The sequence below is a fragment of the Pseudomonas sp. YL2 genome (assembly GCF_023063025.1).
Taxonomy (GTDB): Bacteria; Pseudomonadota; Gammaproteobacteria; order Pseudomonadales; family Pseudomonadaceae; genus Aquipseudomonas; species Aquipseudomonas putida_A.
Genome location: NZ_JAJSLU010000028.1, coordinates 14,686 through 35,613, shown reverse-complemented (window position 1 = coordinate 35,613; position 20,928 = coordinate 14,686). Strand labels below are relative to the sequence as shown.

At 62.2% G+C, this 20,928-nt stretch carries 19 protein-coding genes; 9 read left to right on the top strand and 10 right to left on the bottom strand.

The window, feature by feature from the left end; translation table 11 throughout:
• Positions 1-34 precede the first annotated feature (34 nt).
• Positions 35-1,039, top strand: a complete 1,005-nt coding sequence (locus LVD08_RS27115; RefSeq protein WP_103369812.1) for an NADP-dependent oxidoreductase — start codon at positions 35-37, stop codon at positions 1,037-1,039.
• A gap of 124 nt (positions 1,040-1,163) precedes the next feature.
• On the opposite strand, the gene pyrF is transcribed toward LVD08_RS27115, so the two are convergent.
• A complete protein-coding gene (gene pyrF / locus LVD08_RS27110) occupies positions 1,164-1,862 on the bottom strand; it encodes an orotidine-5'-phosphate decarboxylase (protein ID WP_047295723.1) in 699 nt (232 codons plus the stop codon).
• Between the two features lie 295 nt (positions 1,863-2,157).
• Between pyrF and LVD08_RS27105 the strand changes: the two genes are divergently transcribed.
• The 3 genes from LVD08_RS27105 to xopAW all read left to right on the top strand — a co-directional run bounded on the left by LVD08_RS27105 (position 2,158) and on the right by xopAW (position 5,042).
• The gene (locus tag LVD08_RS27105) at positions 2,158-2,907 is read left to right on the top strand and encodes a response regulator (protein ID WP_431061433.1); all 750 of its coding nucleotides are present in this window, start codon (positions 2,158-2,160) and stop codon (positions 2,905-2,907) included.
• Entirely contained in the window at positions 2,907-3,956 is a 1,050-nt protein-coding gene (locus tag LVD08_RS27100) for a sensor histidine kinase (protein WP_027612320.1), read from the top strand. Before LVD08_RS27105 ends, LVD08_RS27100 begins: the two co-directional genes overlap by 1 nt.
• Before the next feature lie 234 nt (positions 3,957-4,190).
• Positions 4,191-5,042 (top strand): EF-hand domain-containing protein, encoded by an 852-nt coding sequence (gene xopAW, locus LVD08_RS27090; protein ID WP_247269700.1) that lies wholly within the window; start codon positions 4,191-4,193, stop codon positions 5,040-5,042.
• Positions 5,043-5,611: 569 nt separating this feature from the next.
• Here xopAW and LVD08_RS27085 read toward each other — a convergent pair.
• From LVD08_RS27085 to LVD08_RS27045, 9 genes are all read right to left on the bottom strand, one after another.
• Complete coding sequence (locus tag LVD08_RS27085) at positions 5,612-6,652, bottom strand: AI-2E family transporter (protein WP_095137176.1); 1,041 nt, start codon at positions 6,650-6,652, stop codon at positions 5,612-5,614.
• Positions 6,653-6,721: 69 nt separating this feature from the next.
• Complete coding sequence (locus LVD08_RS27080) at positions 6,722-7,528, bottom strand: DUF4892 domain-containing protein (RefSeq protein WP_247269699.1); 807 nt, start codon at positions 7,526-7,528, stop codon at positions 6,722-6,724.
• Positions 7,529-7,643: 115 nt separating this feature from the next.
• Positions 7,644-8,498 (bottom strand): alpha/beta hydrolase, encoded by an 855-nt coding sequence (locus LVD08_RS27075; protein WP_027612316.1) that lies wholly within the window; start codon positions 8,496-8,498, stop codon positions 7,644-7,646.
• Positions 8,495-9,301, bottom strand: a complete 807-nt coding sequence (locus tag LVD08_RS27070) for an alpha/beta fold hydrolase (protein ID WP_027612315.1) — start codon at positions 9,299-9,301, stop codon at positions 8,495-8,497. Before LVD08_RS27070 ends, LVD08_RS27075 begins: the two co-directional genes overlap by 4 nt.
• A 118-nt stretch (positions 9,302-9,419) precedes the next feature.
• Positions 9,420-9,863, bottom strand: a complete 444-nt coding sequence (locus LVD08_RS27065) for a hotdog fold thioesterase (RefSeq protein ID WP_247269698.1) — start codon at positions 9,861-9,863, stop codon at positions 9,420-9,422.
• A 31-nt stretch (positions 9,864-9,894) separates the two neighbouring features.
• Positions 9,895-11,550 (bottom strand): AMP-binding protein, encoded by a 1,656-nt coding sequence (locus LVD08_RS27060; RefSeq protein WP_247269697.1) that lies wholly within the window; start codon positions 11,548-11,550, stop codon positions 9,895-9,897.
• A gap of 201 nt (positions 11,551-11,751) precedes the next feature.
• On the bottom strand, positions 11,752-12,204 hold the full coding sequence (sixA, locus tag LVD08_RS27055) for a phosphohistidine phosphatase SixA (RefSeq protein WP_135296348.1): 453 nt from the start codon (positions 12,202-12,204) through the stop codon (positions 11,752-11,754).
• On the bottom strand, positions 12,201-12,548 hold the full coding sequence (locus tag LVD08_RS27050; RefSeq protein ID WP_007968953.1) for a DUF4389 domain-containing protein: 348 nt from the start codon (positions 12,546-12,548) through the stop codon (positions 12,201-12,203). The genes sixA and LVD08_RS27050 overlap by 4 nt, the downstream gene beginning before the upstream one ends.
• Before the next feature lie 18 nt (positions 12,549-12,566).
• On the bottom strand, positions 12,567-13,592 hold the full coding sequence (locus tag LVD08_RS27045; RefSeq protein WP_027612311.1) for an NAD(P)H-dependent glycerol-3-phosphate dehydrogenase: 1,026 nt from the start codon (positions 13,590-13,592) through the stop codon (positions 12,567-12,569).
• A gap of 196 nt (positions 13,593-13,788) precedes the next feature.
• Between LVD08_RS27045 and LVD08_RS27040 the strand changes: the two genes are divergently transcribed.
• The 5 genes from LVD08_RS27040 (at position 13,789) to fabB (ending at position 20,742) form a co-directional block, all read left to right on the top strand.
• A complete protein-coding gene (locus tag LVD08_RS27040; protein WP_103368739.1) occupies positions 13,789-15,912 on the top strand; it encodes a TonB-dependent receptor plug domain-containing protein in 2,124 nt (707 codons plus the stop codon).
• 1 nt (position 15,913) lies between these two features.
• Positions 15,914-16,846, top strand: a complete 933-nt coding sequence (locus tag LVD08_RS27035) for an ABC transporter substrate-binding protein (protein WP_027612309.1) — start codon at positions 15,914-15,916, stop codon at positions 16,844-16,846.
• The gene (locus LVD08_RS27030) at positions 16,843-18,747 is read left to right on the top strand and encodes a response regulator (RefSeq protein ID WP_247269696.1); all 1,905 of its coding nucleotides are present in this window, start codon (positions 16,843-16,845) and stop codon (positions 18,745-18,747) included. Before LVD08_RS27035 ends, LVD08_RS27030 begins: the two co-directional genes overlap by 4 nt.
• Positions 18,748-18,994: 247 nt before the next feature.
• Entirely contained in the window at positions 18,995-19,510 is a 516-nt protein-coding gene (gene fabA, locus LVD08_RS27025) for a 3-hydroxyacyl-[acyl-carrier-protein] dehydratase FabA (protein ID WP_003227150.1), read from the top strand.
• Positions 19,511-19,521: 11 nt separating this feature from the next.
• Complete coding sequence (gene fabB, locus LVD08_RS27020) at positions 19,522-20,742, top strand: beta-ketoacyl-ACP synthase I (protein WP_007968959.1); 1,221 nt, start codon at positions 19,522-19,524, stop codon at positions 20,740-20,742.
• Positions 20,743-20,928 lie beyond the last annotated feature (186 nt).

The window sequence follows — 20,928 nt, the reverse complement described above, 5'->3', positions numbered from 1 at the left end:
ATCAACAAGGCTTCATTCAGTTCGAGTGCCTGCCATGACCAGTCAGACCAATCGCCAGTTCCTCCTCGCCAAACGCCCGGTGGGGGCTGCGACCCGTGAGACCTTCACCTACCAGGAAGTCCCGGTCGGCGAACCGGGCGCTGGTCAGATACTGGTGAAAAACCAATACCTGTCCCTCGACCCGGCCATGCGCGGCTGGATGAACGAGGGCAAGTCCTATATCCCGCCGGTAGAAATCGGTGAAGTCATGCGCGCCTTGGGCGTGGGCCAGGTCATCGCTTCGAACAACCCGGGCTTTGCCGTCGGCGACTACGTCAACGGCGCCCTCGGCGTGCAGGATTATTTCCTTGGCGAACCCAGAGGTTTCTACAAAGTCGATCCGAAACTGGCGCCGCTGCCGGTGTATCTGTCCGCCCTTGGCATGACCGGCATGACCGCCTACTTCGCCCTGCTCGACGTCGGCGCACCGAAGGCCGGCGACACGGTGGTGTTGTCCGGAGCTGCCGGGGCGGTGGGCAGCATTGCCGGGCAGATCGCCAAGATCAAAGGCTGCCGGGTCGTCGGTATCGCCGGTGGTGCCGACAAGTGCAAATACCTGATCGATGAACTGGGCTTCGACGGCGCCATCGATTACAAGCACGAAGATGTGCTGGCCGGGCTCAAGCGTGAGTGCCCGAAAGGCGTCGACGTGTACTTCGATAACGTCGGCGGCGAGATCCTCGACGCCGTGCTCAGCCGTCTGGCGCCGAAAGCCCGGGTGGTGATCTGCGGCGCCATCAGCCAGTACAACAACAAGGAAGCGGTCAAAGGCCCGGCCAACTACCTGTCACTGCTGGTCAATCGTGCGCGCATGGAAGGCTTTGTGGTGATGGACTATGCCGCGCAGTACGCCGGTGCCGCGCAGGAAATGGCCGGCTGGATGGCCAAAGGGCAGCTCAAGAGCAAGGAAGACATCGTTGAAGGTCTGGAGACCTTTCCGGAGACGCTGATGAAATTGTTCAGCGGGGAGAATTTCGGCAAGTTGGTGCTGAAGGTTTAAAGCCACCACAAAACATTTGAGGGAGTGACCCGCCCGGCGATGGCGGTGTACCACCCACAACCAATGTCACTAATATCCCGCTACCGCGACCGGCCTCACTCCTACAGGGTTCGGCGGTGTCTGCTTAGGCCAGTTCGGCCACGACCGACGCCAGTGCCTTGGCCGGATCCGCCGCCTGGCTGATCGGACGGCCGATCACCAGATAATCGGAACCGGCATCCAGCGCCTGACGCGGGGTCAGGATACGGCGCTGGTCATCTTGCGCACTGCCCGCCGGACGAATCCCCGGGGTCACCAGTTGCAGCGACGGGTGCGCCGACTTCAGTGCGGTGGCTTCCAGCGCCGAGCACACCAGACCGTCCATCCCGGCCTTCTCGGCCAGCGCAGCCAGACGCAGCACCTGCTCCTGCGGCTCGATGTCCAGACCGATACCGGCCAGATCCTCGCGCTCCATGCTGGTCAGCACGGTCACACCGATCAGCAACGGCTGCGGGCCGCTGCGCTTGGAAAGCTCTTCACGGCAGGCCGCCATCATGCGCAGGCCACCGGAGCAATGCACATTGACCATCCACACGCCCATCTCGGCAGCGGCTTTCACGGCCATCGCGGTGGTGTTGGGAATGTCGTGGAATTTCAGGTCGAGGAACACCTCGAAGCCTTTGTCACGCAGGGTGCCGACGATTTCCGCGGCGCAACTGGTGAACAGTTCCTTGCCCACTTTGACCCGGCACAGTTTCGGGTCCAACTGGTCGGCCAGCTTCAGTGCGGCGTCACGGGTGGGGAAATCCAGGGCGACGATGATAGGAGTCTGGCAGGCGGACATGGATGGGCTCTCAGGCAAGTCGAAATCGGCGCGCATTGTAGCGGAAGCGGCGCCAGCGCGGCACCCGATGATCGGTAAATCGTCGCCGCAAACGTGATCAGCATAGCGCTCGCGGCTATTGTGTCGAACCCGATACACAACCGACACGCCGCCAACAAGCGTGCGCGCTAGCCTCGCCAGCCGCAACACGTCCTTACATCAGCACTTCCCGCCTCACGGCAGGACGCCTATGCTGAAACCACCACCTCGCAGCCCATCTTTGTGGTTGGCGGCCTACTGGCAGATGAACAGCCCCATGCACAACACCCAGACCACCGTGACTGATGAGCATAAAGACGACAAGCGCTGGAGCATCCGTGCGCTGATCGTCGATGACGATGTGCCGATCCGCGAGCTGATGATCGACTACCTCGCGCGTTTCAACATCCACGCCAGCGGCGTCACCGACGGCGCGGCCATGCGCCAGGCCATGCTGGCGGAACATTTCGACGTGGTGGTGCTCGACCTGATGCTGCCCGGCGAAGACGGCCTGTCGCTGTGCCGCTGGCTGCGCGCCGAATCGGACATCCCGATCCTGATGCTCACCGCCCGCTGCGAACCCACCGACCGCATCATCGGCCTGGAACTGGGTGCCGATGACTACATGGCCAAACCGTTCGAACCACGGGAACTGGTAGCGCGGATCCAGACTATCCTGCGTCGGGTTCGCGATGACCGCACCGAACAGCGCGCCAACATCCGCTTCGACAACTGGCGCCTGAACAGTGTGCTGCGCCAGCTGATCGCCGACGATGGCCTGGTGGTGCCGCTGTCCAACGCCGAATTCCGCCTGCTCTGGGTCTTCATCGAACGCCCGCGCCGGGTACTCAGCCGCGAACAACTGCTGGATGCCGCCCGTGGCCGCTCGATCGAGGCGTTCGACCGCAGCATCGATTTGCTGGTGTCGCGCCTGCGGCAAAAACTTGGTGACGACCCGAAAGCCCCGCAGTTGATCAAAACCGTGCGCGGTGAAGGTTACCTGTTCGACGCGCGAGACATCGGCTGATGCGAGCGCGCTTCGACACGCTGTTCGGCCGCCTGTTTGGCATGCTGTTCGTGGCGATCGTCCTGGCGCACCTGCTGGCCTTTGCCTGGTTTCATCACTATGGGCCACCCCCACCGCCGCCCCCGCCGGAGTTTGCCGAGGGCGTCGACGGCCAACGGCCACCGCCGGATCCACGTTTCGCCCACCGCCCGCCACGTCCGTGGTTCGGCGGGCCGCTGGTGCCGCTGACCTTCCAGTTCATCTCGCTGATGATCGCTGCGTGGTACGGCGCCAAACTGCTCAGCCGGCCGATCCAGCGCCTGAGCGATGCCGCCGAACGCCTCAGCGAAAACCTCGACAGCCCGCCGCTGGACGAGTCCGGCCCGCGTGAGGCACGACAGGCGGCGCACACTTTCAACCTGATGCAACAACGCATTCGTGAACAGGTGCAGCAGCGAGCACGCATGCTCGGCGCCGTCTCCCACGACCTGCGCACTCCGCTGTCGCGGTTGAAGCTGCGCCTGGAACAGATCGATGACGAAAAACTGCAAGGTCAGATGCGCCAGGACCTTAACGACATGATCGGCATGCTCGACGCCACTCTCACCTACCTGCACGAACAGCGCACCAGCGAAGCGCTGCAGTTGATGGACGTGCAGGCGCTGGTCGAATCGCTGTGCGAAAACGCTCAGGATCAGGGCGCCGACGTTGACGTCAGCGGCCATTGCGCACCGCTGCAAGTGCAGCCGATGGCGCTGCGCTCGTGCATCAACAACCTGATGGACAACGCCCTGCGCTATGCGGGGCAGGCGCGCATCGAATTGCAGGATCAACGCGAGCAATTGCTGATCCGCGTGATCGACCACGGCCCGGGGATTGCCGAAGACAAGCGCGAGGCGGTGTTCGAACCGTTCTTTCGCCTGGAAGGCTCGCGCAACCGCAACTCCGGCGGCGTCGGCCTGGGCATGACCATCGCCCGCGAGGCAGCGCAGCGTTTGGGTGGACAATTGAATCTGGAAGAAACCCCGGGGGGCGGCCTGACCGCAATCATCCGCCTGCCGCGCACTTGAGAAACACACCTATCCCCCGTGGGAGCGGGCTTGCTCGCGAAAGCGGTGTGTCAGTCGACTTCTGTGTTGAATGATCGGCCGCCTTCGCGAGCAAGCCCGCTCCCACAGGTTTCAGTGGTGTTCACTCCATCGTGTATACCCACCGGTACAAAGCCAAAACACCCAGGACATCTTGCCCCTTGAGTCTGCACAAGCCGGTATACCCACCGGTTTTACAGTCCAAGGAGTGAGCCCATGATCAGTAGCGTCAGCAACTACACGAGCTATACCAGCACCAGCAGCACCACCCAGAACGCCCGCAGCCAGCAACTGCAAAAGCAACTGTTCGCCAAACTCGACAGCAACGGCGACGGCGCGGTGGATCAGGACGAACTGAAAAGCGCGCTGTCGCAGAAGTCCGACGACGGCCTGCTGGTCAACCTGAGCAAGCAATTTGGCGATCTGGACAGCGACGACAGCGGCAGCCTCAGCGCCGAAGAAATGAGCGCGATGGCGCCCCCACCGCCACCGCAGGATCAAGCCCCCAACACCGATCTGGCCGACGCCCTGATCAGCGCCCTCGACGCCGATGGTGATGGCTCCATCAGCAGCGACGAACTGAGCAGCGGCCTGACCAGCGCCGGCAGCAGCGCCGACAGCAACCAAATCTTCTCGGCCCTGGACAAGAACAAGGACGGCACCGTCAGCCAGGACGAACTCACCGCCAGCCTCACCCCACCACCGCCACCGCCGCCGCAACAAGCCTCCAGCAACGAACTGTTCAGCCAACTGGATGCCGATGGCGACGGCAGCATCAGCGAGACCGAACTGAGCAGCGCGCTACAGAGCAGTGACAACACCTCAACGAACAGCACCGACACCAGCGCTGCACTGCTCAAGGTACTGGACAGCGACAGCAGTGGCGGCGTGAGCAGCGATGAACTGAAAGCGGCGTTGCAGGCAGGTCGCGAACGCCCGCCCGAAGAACAGACCGCCAGCACCCAGACCACCAGCGAAGCGCTGAACCGGATGATTGCCAACTTGAGCAAACAGTACTCACTCGACAATGCCGCGCCGGTGGGCAAATACCTGAATGTGGCGACCTGAGCCGATGTCGTAATGGATGATCGTTTCCATGCAGCGGTGTGGGAACGGTCATTTGGGTGTGGCCGTGAGAGGCTGGTTGCCTGATATGCCGCTTCGCGAGCAGGCTCACTCCTACAATTGGATGGAGTGCATTCAGTTGGAGATTGGTCGGCTGTCAGGCCGCCATCGCCAACAGGCTGGCTCCCACAATTTTTAACTGTATGCACCGCACGCGGCGAAGCCGCCCCACTCAATGGCCGAGTGTCAGCTCGCCGAAAGCTCTTGATCTTGATCCACAGGCCCCGTCGGCAGGCTGAGTGGAGGGATTTATCCGGGGGTGGGAGCGCAGCGACCGTTCGACGAAGTCGAACACATCGAGAGGAGGTGCAGCGAAGCAAACCGGAGGCGATGCCCCCCGGATGAATCCCGTAGCGAAGGAACCCGAGCCACGGCGAGGGCCGAACGTTGGGGCAAGACTTTTTGGTTACTTTTGAGGCGTTTGTCAAAAGTGACTCGCCGTAAGGGCGAAACCGCCAGCCGCAACACCCGAAGCACCGGATATGCCCACAACCCCAAAAAAGCCGCAACGCCTAAACCCGAGCCTGACTCTTACTCCAATCCGTCAACAAACTATAGGCCACCGCCAACAACGTAGGCCCGATAAACAACCCGATAAACCCAAACGCAATCAACCCGCCAAACACCCCAAGCAACACAATCACCAACGGCAGATTCCCCCCGCGGCTGATCAGATAAGGCTTCAACACGTTATCCACGCCACTGATGATGAACGTCCCCCAGATCCCGAGAAACACCGCCATCCCGTACTCGCCCTTCCACGCCAGCCAGGCCGTGGCCGGAATCCACACCAACGGTGGCCCCATCGGAATCAGACTCAACAGAAAGGTCACGATCCCCAGCACCAGCGCCCCCGGAACCCCGGCAATCAGGAACCCGACCAACGCCAGAACCGCCTGCGCCGCCGCCGTACCGATCACCCCGTTGACCACCCGCTGTACGGTGCCGGCCACCAGCTCGATGTAATACCCGGCTCGCTCGCCGATCAGGCGCTGCAGCAGACCGTGCACAAACGCCGCCAAGCGCGGCCCGTCGCGATAGAAAAAGAACACAAAGACAATGCTCAGGGTCAGCTCGAGAATCCCGCCGCCGATCTGCGCACTGCGCGCCAGCAACCAGTTACCGACCTGCCCCAGATACGGTTTGATCGACACCATCAGCGCTGCGCCCTGCTGATCGATGCTGTTCCAGATACCCACCAGCCGCTCGCCCACCAACGGCACGCTGCCGAGCCAGGCCGGCGCTTCCGGCAGACCATCGACCTGCACATCCTTGATGAACGCCGTGGCATCGCGCACATGATCGGCCAGGTTGAACCCCAGCCACACCAGCGGCGCCGCCACCAGCAACATCCAGCCCAGGGTCAAAATAGCTGCAGCAAGTGATTCGCGGCCATTGAGCCAGCGGGTCAGCAGACGCATCAGCGGCCAACTGGCGAACGCCAGCACCGCGCCCCAGAACAGCGCCGACCAGAACGGCGCCATCACCCACAGGCTGGCACCGAACAGCACCAGCAGGAGGATTTGCACCAACAGCCGATCGTTATTGAGCATGTACAGTCTCGAAGAAGTCAGTCGGTCAAAGAGTAGGCGAACACGCCGCGCGTGCACGCCCGATGCAGCTTACCGCAACAGATCGATGCGCAGGCCAGAGCCGTCGGCGCTCCCCGCCTCCATCCGTGCCGCCCGCACCCCCTGACCGATCAGCGCCTGACGCCAGGCCTCGGCCTTGGGTCCGGCAATCGTCACGCGTTGGGTGGTGTCGAGGTTCAAGCCACGGGAAATCAGTCGTAGCCAAGTGTCATCCGGATCGCCGGTCAGCTTGGGAAAGTCCAGTTCACCGGTACTTTTGAGCTGTCGCAACAGCGTGGCCGAGGTCGGCAGCAGCTCGCCCAACGGTGCGCCCGCTTCGAACTGTTCGACATGCAGATAGGCTTTGCGATTGCCGCGGGTGATGCTGTAGAGCGCCACCAAGGTGTTGTCCTTCGGTGCGGCCAGACGCAACAGCAGATAGGCCTGTTGCTCGTCGGCGCCGTACAGCTTGGCGTTACCGAACACTTCATTGGCCCACAGGCTGCTTTCGCCACAATCGCGGGCCTGGCACCAGAACAGCAACTCGGCGTCCTGCTTTTGCAGGGCTTCGCGGGCGGCGGTGAAGGCTTCGGTGGCGGAATGCTCAGGCGGCAACTCGTAGGTGACCGAAGTGGTCTGGCCGCGCGCCGTGACCTGGCCGTCAAAGCGCAACTGGCCGCTGATCTTGCGGATCGAGCCCAGCGGATAGATCCGCTCAAGCTCCACAGGAGGGCGATAGTCGACGATCTGCGCATCGGCTAGACGCGGCACGATCTGCAAATCCTGGCTGCCGAGCACGTCGGCGGCGAACGAAACGGAACTGAAACAGCACAGCGCCAACAGACTGAGTGACCGCATAGTCAGGCTCATCGGATCGGCATGGCTTGGCGGGTCGGGGGCGCAGCGGTATAGAAATCCATCGTGTTTGTCTCCCATTTCAACCCGCCCAGCCTCGACAGTTGCCCGGTGCAAGTCAAGGAATGGCGAAGAAGCGATTGAAACAGTCTGCGACAAGGTCGGCACCGGACTCATCGTTCAGGTGCAAATGATGCCCGCCCGCCAGCTGTTCCTGGCTAAAGGGTAGCCGCTCCAGCAACTCCGGATGTTTGGCCAGCATGCCGTCGGCGGCCACCACCAGTTGCGCCGGGCAGGTGATGCGCTGGACGAAAGCCATCGCCTGCTCTTGAGTCAGGCGCAGCGGTGACGGCAGGGTCAGGCGATTGTCGGTGCGCCAGGTATAACCGCCGGGCACCGGCATCAGGCCGCGCTGCGCCAGCAGTTCGGCGGCTTCGCGGCTGACCGCCACCAGCCCCTTCATCCGCGCTTCGATGGCACGATCAAGGGTGTTGTAGACCGGCTTGCGCTTCTCGCGCAAATCCAGTTGCGCCTGCAGGGCCATGCCCATGCGCTCGGCAGCATTTTCGCCTTTGTCCGTAGGAGGAATCACCCCGTCGATCAACGCCAGATGGCTGATGCGCTCCGGCAACGAACCGGCCAGCACCAGCGAAACGATCGCGCCCATCGAATGCCCGAGCAGGCCGAAGCGCTTCCAGCCCAATTGCTCGGCGACCTGCAACACGTCGTGCGCATAGTCCCACAACGCATAACCGGCGCCGTTGGGTCGATGCCCGGAATGCCCATGCCCGGCCATGTCCAGCGCGATGATGCGCAGGCCTTTGAGCTTGGGCGCCAGGCGCGCAAAGCTGTTGGCGTTGTCGAGCCAGCCATGTAGGGCAATCACCGGCAGACCGTCCTCGGGGCCGAACAAGTGCGCGGCCAGTTCGATATGCGGCAGGCTCAAGCGCACTTCTTCAAAGGTCGGGCTCATGCGCAGTCCTTCTGTTGGCGGCGCTCCCAGCGCGTAAACAGCTCTTTGAGCAGGCGCGCCGTGTCTTGCGGACGTTCCAGCGGAAACATGTGCCCGCCCGGCATGCTCAGTGCTTCACCCTGCGGCAGGCGCCCGACGAATCGGCTGTGATGACGCATGACCACCCGACTCTTGTGCCCACGCACCACCGCCAGCGGCACTTTCAGCTGACGAGTGCGACCGGGACTGGTGTGCGGCACGCCGCGATAGATGCTGATTTCAGTGGCCGGATCAAAGCGCAGACGCAACTTGTCGCCAACCGTATGCAGCCCGTGCTGCAGGTAGGCATCGAAGCATTCCGGATCGAAACCGCGAAACAGGGTCTTGCCGGCAAAATAGCTGCGCGCCGTGTCGAGATCGGCGAACTCTTCGCGCCGCCCCAACGTACGTCCAGCCGGGGTCAGTTTGTCGATGAAGCCGAAGCGCTTGGCCGCGCGGATCACCCACTGGTCTGTGCGGGTCAGCACCGGCGAGTCGAGCATGACCACGCCGCGATACAGCTCAGGGCAACGCAACGCCGCGTGCAGGTGCAACACACCGCCAAACGAATGGCCGACGCCCCACACTGGCTGATCCTGTTGCTGCAGATGGTGGATCAGTTCGTCGACCAGGTTGTACCAGTTGTCGTCCGCCGGGAAACGCGGGTCGTGGGCATGCTGTTCCAGATGCGCGACCCGATACTCGGGCGCCAGCGCCGCGAACAACTTGCCATAGGTGCCCGAGGGAAACCCGTTGGCGTGGGCGAAAAAGATCGGTTGCGACATGCAGGTTTATCCATGAGCGGAAACATGCCGCTGATTGTCCGCAAGAGCGCGGCCCTGAGCAATGACCGTAACTGCCAGGAATGATGACAGTCCGGTCATGGCGATGGCGCATCTGACCTCAACGCGCCGGCGGCTGCTCGCCCAGTGGCACCACCGCCATGGTCAACCGCGACACACAACTGGCCTTGCCTTCATCGCTGGTCAAACGGATGTCCCAGACGTGCGTGGTGCGACCAATGTGAATCGGTTTGGCCACTGCGCTCACCCGCCCGCTGCGCAAACCGCGCAAATGGTTGGCATTGATCTCCAGCCCCACGCAGTAGAACTTGCTGGCATCGATGCACAGATAACTGGCCATCGAACCGACGGTTTCCGCCAGCACCACCGAGGCGCCGCCGTGCAGCAGACCGTAAGGCTGGTGGGTGCGGTGGTCGATGACCATGCTCGCCGTCAGCGATTCCTCGTCGAAGGACTCGAAACGGATATCCAGCGCTTCGCCGATGGTGTTTTTCTGGATTGCGTTCAACTGCTCGATGTTCGGAGTGGTGCGCCACAAGGTCATCGCTGGCTTCCTTTGTTGTTTTGGTGGTCACTCAATCCTGCCACAGCACCGCCTCGCTGCGCGCGCTCCATTCTTCAAACCGCGCGCCGTAGGTGTCTTCGATGACATTGCGTTTGATCTTCAAGGTCGGGGTGAGAAAACCGTTTTCCACCGCCCAATTGTCCTTGACCACCACCAGCCGCCGCAGGCGCTCGTGCTTGTCGAGCACGGCGTTGACCTCTTCCAGCAGTTTTTCCAGGCTCGAATGCAGGCTGGCCCGCCCTTCGTCCTGATTGACGGTGGAGAGCACGCACAAGCCCAGCGGCGCACTCAGGCCATCGCCGACAACACAGACCTGTTCGATCCGCGAGTGCACCGCCAGCCGGTTTTCAATCGGCGCCGGGGCCACATATTTGCCTTTGCTGGTCTTGAAGATCTCCTTGAGCCGGCCGGTCAGGCGCAAGCGCCCCTCGGCATCCTGCTCACCCTTGTCGCCGGTACGCAGGAAGCCGTCCTCGGTGAGGGTCTCGGCGGTTTTCTGCGGCTCCTTGAAATAGCCGAGCATGTTCGCCTGACTGCGCACCTGCACCTCGCCGGACTCGTCGATCCGCACCTCAACCTCCGGGCACGGTTTGCCGATCCAGCCCTGTTTGTATTGGCCCGGCAGACAGATGTGCGAGTAACCACAACTCTCGGTCATGCCATACACCTCCAGCACATCGAGGCCGAGTTTCTGATACCAACTGAGCAAGGTCTGCGGCACCGGTGCCGCACCGGACAGCGCCACGCGCAAGGCATCCAGCCCCAGCCCCGCCAACACCTTGCGCCCGACCCGTTTGCCAATGAACGGCAGGCCAAGGAGGAAATCCAGGCGTTTAGCCGGAATCTTGCCGTACACGCCCATCTGGAATTTGGTCCAGATCCGCGGCACGCCGAACATCGCCGTGGGCCGCGCCCGCTGCAGGTCGGTGATGAAGGTGTCGAGGCTTTCGGCGAAGAACACGGTCTGCCCGGTGTAGATCGAGGCCAGCTCAACGAACATGCGTTCGGCGACATGGCACAGCGGCAGGTAAGACAGCAGCCGGTCTTGCTCGTTAAGCCCGAACAGTTGCGTGCCGCGAGTCGTGGCGAACCCCAGATTGGCAAAACTGTGCATCACGCCTTTGGGCAACCCGGTGGTGCCGGAGGTGTAGATGATGGTTGCCAGTTGCTCGGCCGCAGGACGCGGATCGTCCTGGATCGGCGAGCTTTTTTGCAGGTCATCCCAACTGAAATCGAACTCGCCGGGCGGGTGCAGCGGCAGGCTGATGGTCGGCAAATCCGCCGGCACACCGACGGACATGCCCGGCCAGTCATCAAGCTTGCCGATGAACGCCAGCACACTTTCCGAATGCGTCAGCACCTGATTCACCGAGTCGGCGGTGAGGTTGGGATACAGCGGCACCGAGACGTGCCCGGCCATCCAGATCGCCAGATCGGCAATGATCCAGTGCGCGCAGTTTTTCGAGATCAGCGCGATGTGGCTGCCCTGCGGTAATTCCCGGGCGCGCAGCCAGTGCGCGGCACAACGCGCTTGATGACCGACGTCGGCCCAGGTCAGGGTCTCGACCTGCCCGCCGCCGATGGGCTGCACCAGAAAACGCTGGCGCGGGTGCCGGGCCTCACGCTCGTAGAACACGTCCAGCGGCAAACGGAAGGCGGCAGACATGCGACTCGCTCCTGTTTTTTGGGTCTGGAGCAAGCGTAGTCAACCAAGCAAGTGCTTGGTTGGAAAATTCAAACAAATAATTTCAACTGAAAATGAGGGCACTGTGGGAGCGGGCTTGCTCGCGAATGCGGTCTATCAGTGACATTTACAGTGACTGACACAGCGCATTCGCGAGCAAGCCCGCTCTCACAAGGATCAGCGTCAGGGGTGCTTGAGGCTGTTGAGGGTCATCGAGCCAATCAGCAATTCAGGGCTTTCCAGCTCGGCAAGGCCAGCGGTGCCGACCTTCTCCGGCGGATACCCGGCACCGTGCTGCAGATAACTCAACAGATTGCCCACCAACGGGTTATGGCTGACCAGCAGCACATTGCTCACCGACACCAGTTGATCGGTGACCTTGTCCGGATCGGTCTCCGGGGTCAGCCATTCGACGGTACGAATCTCCGGCTCGAAGCCCAGCGCCTCGCGGACAATCTGCGCGGTCTGTTGCGCACGCAGATAAGGGCTGGCATAGATCGCCGTCAGTGGCTGACCGATCAATCGGGCTGCACTGTTCAAGGCCTCTTTGCGACCCTGCTCGGTCAACGCCCGCTCGGAATCGGGGCACGAGCCGTAAGGCACCGCCTCGCCGTGACGCAACACCCAGAGTTTCATAGCTTGGGTTCCTCATCGCGGGCCGGATGCGGCGCTGGCGGCACGGCGTGCGGTGCTTCGCCTTCCGGGGCACGCGGGGTTGGCCAGTCGGCAAACGGCCAGGGTTTCTGGTCGCTGTGAAAGCTGCCGAAGCGGCCGATCTGCGCGAGGAACTGGCTCAGGCTGTCGCCGAAATTCATCAGGCTGGCGCTCGGCGCGCCGTAAATCAAACGATAGATCAGTTGCACCAGCACCACGGCGCCGAGGATGAACTGCGCCACTTGCCAGACCAGCACGTAGACGATCATCCACAGCACCCGCAGGAGAATGGATTCGTACTTGGCTTCGGTTTTCGGATCGTTCATGGCTCGCTTCCTGTTGAATCAGTTGAAACCGCTGGTGGAAATAAAGTCGACGTCGGTTTTCGGTTCGGCACGCATCAGTAGACCGATCACCTGCTCCAGCGTGCGTCCTTCAAACAGAATCGCATGCAGCCCGGCGACCAGCGGCATGTACACGCCAACCTCCTGGGACTTGGCCTTGAGCACCTTCAGGGTGTTCACGCCTTCGGCGACTTCGCCCAGACGCGACACTGCTTCATCAAGGCTCAAGCCCTGACCGAGGGCAAACCCGACCTGGTAGTTGCGGCTCTTCGGCGACGAGCAGGTGACGATCAGATCACCGACCCCGGCCAGACCGAGGAAGGTCATCGGGTTGGCACCCTGGTTCACCGCGAACCGGGTCATCTCGGCCAGGGCGCGAGTGATCAGCATGCTCTTGGTGTTCTCGCCCATCTCCAGCGCCACCGCCATGCCGGCGATGATCGCGTAAACGTTTTTCAACGCCCCACCCAGCTCGACACCGAAACGGTCAGCACTGGCGTAAACGCGGAAGGTGCGACCATGCAACGCAGCCTGTACCGCTTTGCAGAGTTCTTCGTCTTCGCTGGCGACCACGGTGGCGGTCAGCGCGTGTTCAGCGATCTCCCGCGCCAGGTTCGGCCCGGACAGCACACCGATGCGCGCCTGCGGGGCGATCTCTTCGAGAATCTGGCTCATCAGTTTGAAGGTGTGCGCTTCGATGCCCTTGGTCAGGCTGACCAGCATCTTGCCGCTCAGGCGCTCGGCGTGGGCGGCCAGCACCGTGCGCAATGCGCTCGAGGGCAGCGCGACGAAGCACAGCTCGCAGGCATCGAGGGTGGCCTGCAGGTCAGTGACCGCAGTCACTCCCGGCAGAATCTTGATGCCTTTGAGGTAACGCGGATTCTCGCGGTTGACCCGGATGGCCTCGGCCTGCTCGGGGTCACGCATCCACTGCCGGACTTGATGGCCGTTCTCGGCCAATAGATTGGCCACGGCGGTACCAAAACTTCCGCCTCCCAGGACCGCAATCGGGCGCTGTTCAGTCATATGCAATCCGTTAATCCATACCAGTGGCGATGCCGGCATTATACGGGGCGGCCGGAGCGCGGCCAGCCCCTGCGTCAATTACCGACACTTGTAGGAAGAAGACCAATAAAGCCGAGGAAAATGCCCGCATCGTGACTGGAAAAGTCACTGTCCTCGGTTAACATGCGCGCCAATTCTTTGCGATCAAGGCCGTGCCGTGTCTTTTGGCTCTCCCCCCTCGCGTTCGTCACTGCTGCTGGCGCTGCTGTTCAGCCCGGTGTTGCAGGCGGACGACCTGTTTGTCGACAGCGAAACGCTGCCGCAGGTGCTGACGGCTACGCGCCTGAAACAGACACCGGCGGAAGTGCCGGGGAGCATGACCGTGCTTGACAGTGAGCTGATCAACGCCAGCGGCGCGCGGGACATCAGCGAGTTGCTGCGGCTGGTGCCGGGGATGATGGTCGGCAACATCAGCGGCAATCAGGCGGCGGTCAATTATCACGGGACCAATGCCAGTGAAGCGCGGCGCATGCAGGTGCTGATCGATGGCCGCTCGGTGTACCGCGCAGGCCTGGCCACGGTGGACTGGAGTGACATTCCGGTGGCCATGGAAGACATCGAGCGCATCGAGGTTTTCCGTGGGCCGAACACCGTCAGCTACGGCGCCAACGCGCTGATGGCGGTGGTCAACATCATCACCCGCAACCCGGCGGACAGCCACGGCACGCGCCTGAAGGTCACCCGAGGCCAGCGCGGCATCAACGATTTCTATGCCAGCCAGGGCACGGGCTGGAATGGCGGCGACCTGCGTCTGTCGTTGTCCGGCCAGGAAGACGACGGTTTTGACAGCGACCGCACCGGCGCCGATTACCGTGACAGCCGCCGCTTGAACCGCTTCAGCCTCGGCGTCAGCCAGACCCTGAGCGACAACCAGAGCCTCGACTGGCAAATCAACGCGAAGGACGGCAGTAACCAGCGGCCCTACACCTACCGCCCTGTGTTCTCGGGGATTACCGCTGCCGGGAACAATTCCGACGTGGTCGCCAAGGATTACGCCGGCTCGGTGCGCTGGAATCTCGACATCAATCCCGAACACAGCCTTTATATACAAGGTTCGGCCCAGCACTGGGATCGCCAGCAAGTGTGGCGCGCCTGTGATGCCGAAGTATCGTTCAGCCCGCAACTGACCCAACTGTGGCAGCTCAACCCGAATTACACCGAACGCCTGGCGCGCAACATCACCCGCTTCACCGGCCCCGGCCCGGAAGCCGGAACGCCACAGGAAATGGCCCTGGCCAATCAAGTGCTGGATCAATGGCGCAACGGTGCCAGCCAGACCCTGTGCGGCGACATCGATCAAAGCGCCCGCGAATCACGCTACGACCTCGAATTGCAGGACACCCTCAGTCTGTCCGACAACCTGCGACTGGTCAGCGGCCTGAACTATCGTTACGACCGGGCCGACTCCGAGACCTACTTCAACGGCACGCTGGACGACACCACCTGGCGCGCGTTCGGCCAACTGGAGTGGCGCGCCAGTGAACACTGGCTGTTGCAGGGTGGCGCCATGTTCGAAAACACCCAATTGATCGGCAGTTCGCTGACGCCGCGATTCGCCGTCAACTACCTGATCAACCCACGCCATGGCCTGCGCGCGGTGTACTCCGAGGCGATCCGCTCGCCGGACATGTTCGAGAACAACGTCAACTGGAGCTATCAGGTGAGCAACCTGCGACCGTCCGCCTATGGCCAGTCCTCGGCGCGCTACTTCGTCAAAACCCGTGGCCCGGGCAATCTCGATCAGGAACACATGCGCTCGCGCGAACTGGGCTACAACGGCTATTTCGCCGAGCTGGGGCTGGCCGTGGACGTGAAGCTGTTCTACGACGAAATCACCGGGATGATCAGCGAGCCGCTGCGCAACAACCAGTACATCGCCAGCAACGCCAACAGCTCGCGCTTTCGCGGCAGCGAAACCCAGCTCGACTGGCGCCTGAGCATGATCGATCGCCTGCGCTTCACTTACGCTTTCGTCGACGCCGAAGCGAGCAATCCGCTGGATCAGCAATTCACCTCGCGCAACAGCGGTTCTGCCGGCTGGCTGCGTGATTGGGGCCACGGCTGGAACAGCGCGCTGTTCTATTACGGCGACAACGCGCTCAACGGCTACCGCTTCGAGCGCGTCGACACGCGCATCGCCAAACGCATCCCGCTGGGCAAGGCACAACTGCAACTGGCCGGCGTGCTGCAGCAGCGGCTCGATAATGAACCGACCACTTTCGTCGACAACAATTACGACGAACGCCGGGTGCTGTACTTCAGCGCCGAGCTGGAGTTCTAGGGTGCGCTACGCCACGCCAAACAAGACGCCAACCCTTGGCCACTGGCTGGCGGGTGTCTGTCTGTTTTTGACCGCGTGGCTGCACGGCGTGGCGGTGCAAGCGGCCGATATTCTGTTGACCGGTGCCGAAGAAAGCCCCGGGGTGCAAGCCTTCGTCCAGGCCCTGAGCGAGCTGCGTCCCACTGACAACGTGCGGTTCCAGCCACTGACCAGCCTGCCGGCGCCGGGCAAGTTGCCGGCCAATCTGCGGATGATTCTGCTCGACCTGCCCAGCCTCGACTGGCGTCTGCAGGAGCCCCAGGGCCCGGCGACGCTGGTGTTGCGCATCAGCCGACTGCAAGCGCGGCAACGCCTGGGTGGCGCACAACCGCCGCACTTGAGTCTGCTGTGGAGCGATCCACCATTGGGGCGGCAACTGCAACTGATTCGGCGGATTCTGCCGCAGGTGCGCCGGGTCGGCGTGCTGTTCGACCAACACAGCGAATTCCTGCTCAAGGAGCTGCATCAGGCCGCAGCGCCGCTGAATCTGCAAATCGTCAGCCAGCGTTGGGACAACACCCAGGACAGTCGCCCGCTGCAAAGCGTGCTGAGAAACAGTGACGTGTTGCTGGGCCTCGACGATCCCGATCTGTACAACCCGAAAACCGCGAAAAACCTGTTGCTCAGCAGTTACTCCCGGCAAGTGGCGCTGGTCGGGCCGAACGCGGCGTTCGTGCGGGCCGGCAGCCTCGCCAGCACTTACAGCGATCAGCCCGACTGGCTGGCGATCCTTGACCAGTTGCTCGATCGCCCGCCGGCGACGTGGCCGCGCACGCTCTACCCCGATCGCTTCAAGGTCTCAAGTAATGTGCAGGTCGCTCGCTCCCTGGGTATCGAGCCAATCGATGAAGCGTCTGTAGCCCGCCAGTTGGCTGAAGGAGAAAGCCACCCATGAATCTGCGTCGCCGCTGGGATATCAACACCCGCACGCAATTGATCAGCCTCGGCCCGGCCCTGCTGCTCACGCTGCTGCTGATCAGTTTCTTTACCTTCGTGCGGATTCAGGATTTACGGCAGGAGCTCAATCACACCGGGCAACTGATCGCCAATCAACTGGCGCCCGCCACCGAGTACGGGGTGATTTCCGGCAACAACGAAGTGCTGGAAAGCCTGCTCAAAGCGACCCTGGCCACACCGAACGTACGCTTTCTGGAAGTGCAGGACAGCGCCAACCGTATTCTGGCCTACGTTGAGCAAGCCGCCGACGCGCACAACCGCCCGCATCAGGTCGAGGTGTTCCAGGCCCCGGTGCGCCTGCAACGGATCGCCCTCAACAGCGATTTTTTCCACGACGCCGAAGCCAGCAACAACGTGACCAGCGAGGACTATCTGGGCCGGGTGATCGTCGGTCTGTCCAACGATGCCTTCAGTCAGCGCCAGCAGGAAATTCTGTTCAAAGCCGGGATCCTGGCGTTGTTTGCCCTGCTCTTCACTTTTGTTCTGGCGCGGCGTCTGGCCGGCAGTCTGTCAGCGCCGATTCGCGATATCGGCAACGCGGTCAAGGCGATTCAGCAAGGCGATTACAAGACCCCACTGCCGATCGTCGATGACACCGAGTTGGGCGCCCTGTCGCAGCACATCAACAACCTCGCCCAGGCACTGGAGCAAGCCAGCCGCGAACAGCATCAGGCCATGGCGCAACTGATCCAGACCCGCGAGGAAGCGGAAAAAGCCAACAATGCCAAATCCGATTTTCTGGCGATGATGAGCCATGAACTGCGCACCCCGATGAACGGAGTGCTGGGCATGTTGCAGTTGCTGGAAACCACCGACATGACCGAGGAGCAGATCGAGTACGCGGCGCTGGCTTCAGAGTCCACCGAACACCTGCTGAAAGTCATCAACGACATTCTCGACTTCTCGCGGATCGAACGCTCGGAGCTGGAACTGGAGCACATCCCGTTCAACCTCGCCGACCTGATCGGCGCTTGCGCCCAGTCGTTCCAGCACAGCGCGGTGCAGCGTGGCCTGGACCTGAACCTGCGGATCCCCGAGGACATGCGCGCCTTGCAGGTGCAAGGCGACCCGACGCGGATCCGGCAGATTCTGGTCAATCTGGTGGGCAATGCCTTGAAGTTCACCGAGCGTGGCCGGGTCAGCATCGAGGCGCAGTGGCAGTCGCTGGATCACGAGTTGCTGTGGTTCACCTGCTCGGTGCGCGACAGCGGCATCGGCATCTCCTCGGAAAGCCTGGAGTTGATGTTCAATGCGTTCCAGCAGGCCGACAGTTCGATTTCCCGGCGCTATGGCGGCACCGGCCTCGGCTTGCCGATCGCCCGCACCCTGGCCGAACGCATGGGCGGGACGTTGCGCGCACAAAGCGAAGAAGGCCTGGGGTCGGTGTTCACCCTGGAAATCCCGCTGGCCTTATATAAGCAGTCGCTACCGCAACTGGCGGCACCGCGCGCAGCCAATGGCAACGGGCATGGTGAGGGGCGCAATGTGTTGCTGGTGGAGGACAATCCGGTCAACCAGACGGTCATCGAAGCCATGCTGCGAAGCCTGGGCTTTACCGTCAGCGTCGCTACCGATGGCGCGCAAGCGGTGCGCAGCGCCGAAGGCAATGATTTCGAAGTGATTCTGATGGACTGCCGCCTGCCGATCATCGACGGCTACGAGGCGACCCGGCAGATCCGCCAACTGCCCGGACGCCGCGAGGTGCCGATCATCGCGCTGACCGCCAACGCGTTGCAGGGCGATCGCGAAACCTGCCTGTCGGCGGGCATGAACGATTACCTGGCCAAGCCGTTCAAACGCAATGACCTACAACAGATTCTGCAGCGCTGGGTGCAGTAGTGACGGTTTTTCGACCATCTGCGACTGGCGTGAAGAGCGAAAGTGCGGCAGTCTTAGGCACCCGAACAAGCCTCAAAAGAGGCTTGAATAAAAATTTCAGTGCACAAGTGTACATTCATGTCCTTGGTGCTGTGACTTTCACCACAACGCAATAGTCTATGAGTAGGCTGCCGGTACGAGGCATGAACGCGTCGATCGGCCGGGAAGATTTGCCCCACCTGCCGCATGGGATTATTGAGGAGCTCGCATGACCAAACAAAACGCCTTTACTCGGGAAGACCTGCTGCGCTGCAGTCGCGGTGAGCTGTTCGGCCCAGGTAACGCGCAACTGCCCGCCCCGAACATGCTGATGGTGGATCGCATCACCCTGATCAGCGAAGAAGGCGGCAAGTACGGCAAAGGTGAATTGGTCGCCGAGCTGGATATCAACCCTGACCTGTGGTTCTTCGCGTGCCACTTCGAGGGCGATCCGGTGATGCCGGGCTGCCTGGGTCTGGACGCCATGTGGCAACTGGTCGGCTTCTTCCTGGGCTGGCAAGGCCTGCCGGGCCGTGGCCGTGCGCTGGGTTCGGGCGAAGTGAAATTCTTCGGCCAGGTCCTGCCGACCGCCAAGAAAGTCACCTACAACATTCATATCAAACGCGTCCTCAAGGGCAAGCTGAACCTGGCCATCGCCGACGGTTCGGTGACTGTCGACGGTCGCGAAATCTACACCGCCGAAGGCCTTCGCGTCGGCGTGTTCACCTCCACTGACAACTTCTAAGGGTTATTCGCATGCGCCGCGTCGTTATCACTGGTCTGGGCATTGTTTCGTGCCTGGGCAATGACAAAGAGACCGTCTCCGCTAACCTGCGTGCAAGCCGCCCTGGCATCCGGTTCAACCCGGAATATGCTGAAATGGGTCTGCGTAGCCAGGTTTCCGGCTCCATCGACCTCAACCTTGAAGAACTGATCGATCGCAAGATCTATCGTTTCGTCGGCCACGCAGCGGCTTACGCCTACCTGGCCATGAAAGACGCGATCACTGACTCCGGCCTGACCGAAGAGCAAGTGTCCAACCCGCGTACCGGCCTGATCGCCGGCTCGGGCGGCGCGTCGACTCTGAACCAGATGGAAGCGCTGGACATCCTGCGCGAGAAAGGCGTGAAACGCGTTGGCCCATACCGTGTAACGCGGACCATGAGCAGCACCGTTTCCGCGTGCCTGGCCACGCCGTTCAAGATCAAGGGCCTGAACTACTCCATCGCTTCTGCCTGCGCCACCAGTGCTCACTGCATCGGTACCGCCATGGAACAGATCCAGATGGGCAAGCAGGACATCGTCTTCGCCGGTGGCGGTGAAGAAGAGCACTGGAGCCAGTCGTTCCTGTTCGACGCGATGGGCGCCCTGTCCAGCAAGCGCAACGACACCCCGGAACAAGCCTCCCGCGCCTACGACGCCGACCGTGACGGTTTCGTCATCGCTGGCGGTGGCGGCATGGTCGTGGTTGAAGAGCTGGAACACGCTCTGGCCCGTGGCGCCAAGATCTACGCTGAAATCGTTGGCTACGGCGCAACGTCCGACGGCTACGACATGGTTGCCCCAAGTGGCGAAGGCGCGATCCGCTGCATGCAGATGGCAATGTCCACCGTCGACACCCCGATCGACTACCTGAACACCCACGGCACCTCGACTCCGGTTGGCGACGTCGCGGAAATGAAAGGTGTGCGTGAAGTGTTCGGCGACAAGGCTCCAGCAATCAGCTCGACCAAGAGCCTGTCCGGTCACTCCCTGGGCGCCGCCGGCGTTCACGAAGCGATCTACTGCATGCTGATGATGGAAGGCAACTTCATTGCCGGTTCCGCCAACATCGACGAACTGGACCCTGAAGTGGCCGATCTGCCGGTGCTGACCAAGACCCGCGAAAACGCCACCATCAACACCGTGATGAGCAACAGCTTCGGCTTCGGCGGCACCAACGCCACGCTGGTGCTCAAGCGCTGGGAAGGCAAGTAAGCCCCCGCTGCTGAGCCACACATGAAAACGCCCCGACTGGTTCGGGGCGTTTTTTTTCGTCTGAAGAAAGTCGCCAGGCACTCCGCTTTCCCTTGTGGGAGCGGGGGTTCCCCCCCAACGGCGGGGGGGAGGGGGGAAGGGGGGGGGGTGGCCCCCCCCTCCCCCGCGCGGACCCCCCCCCCCACA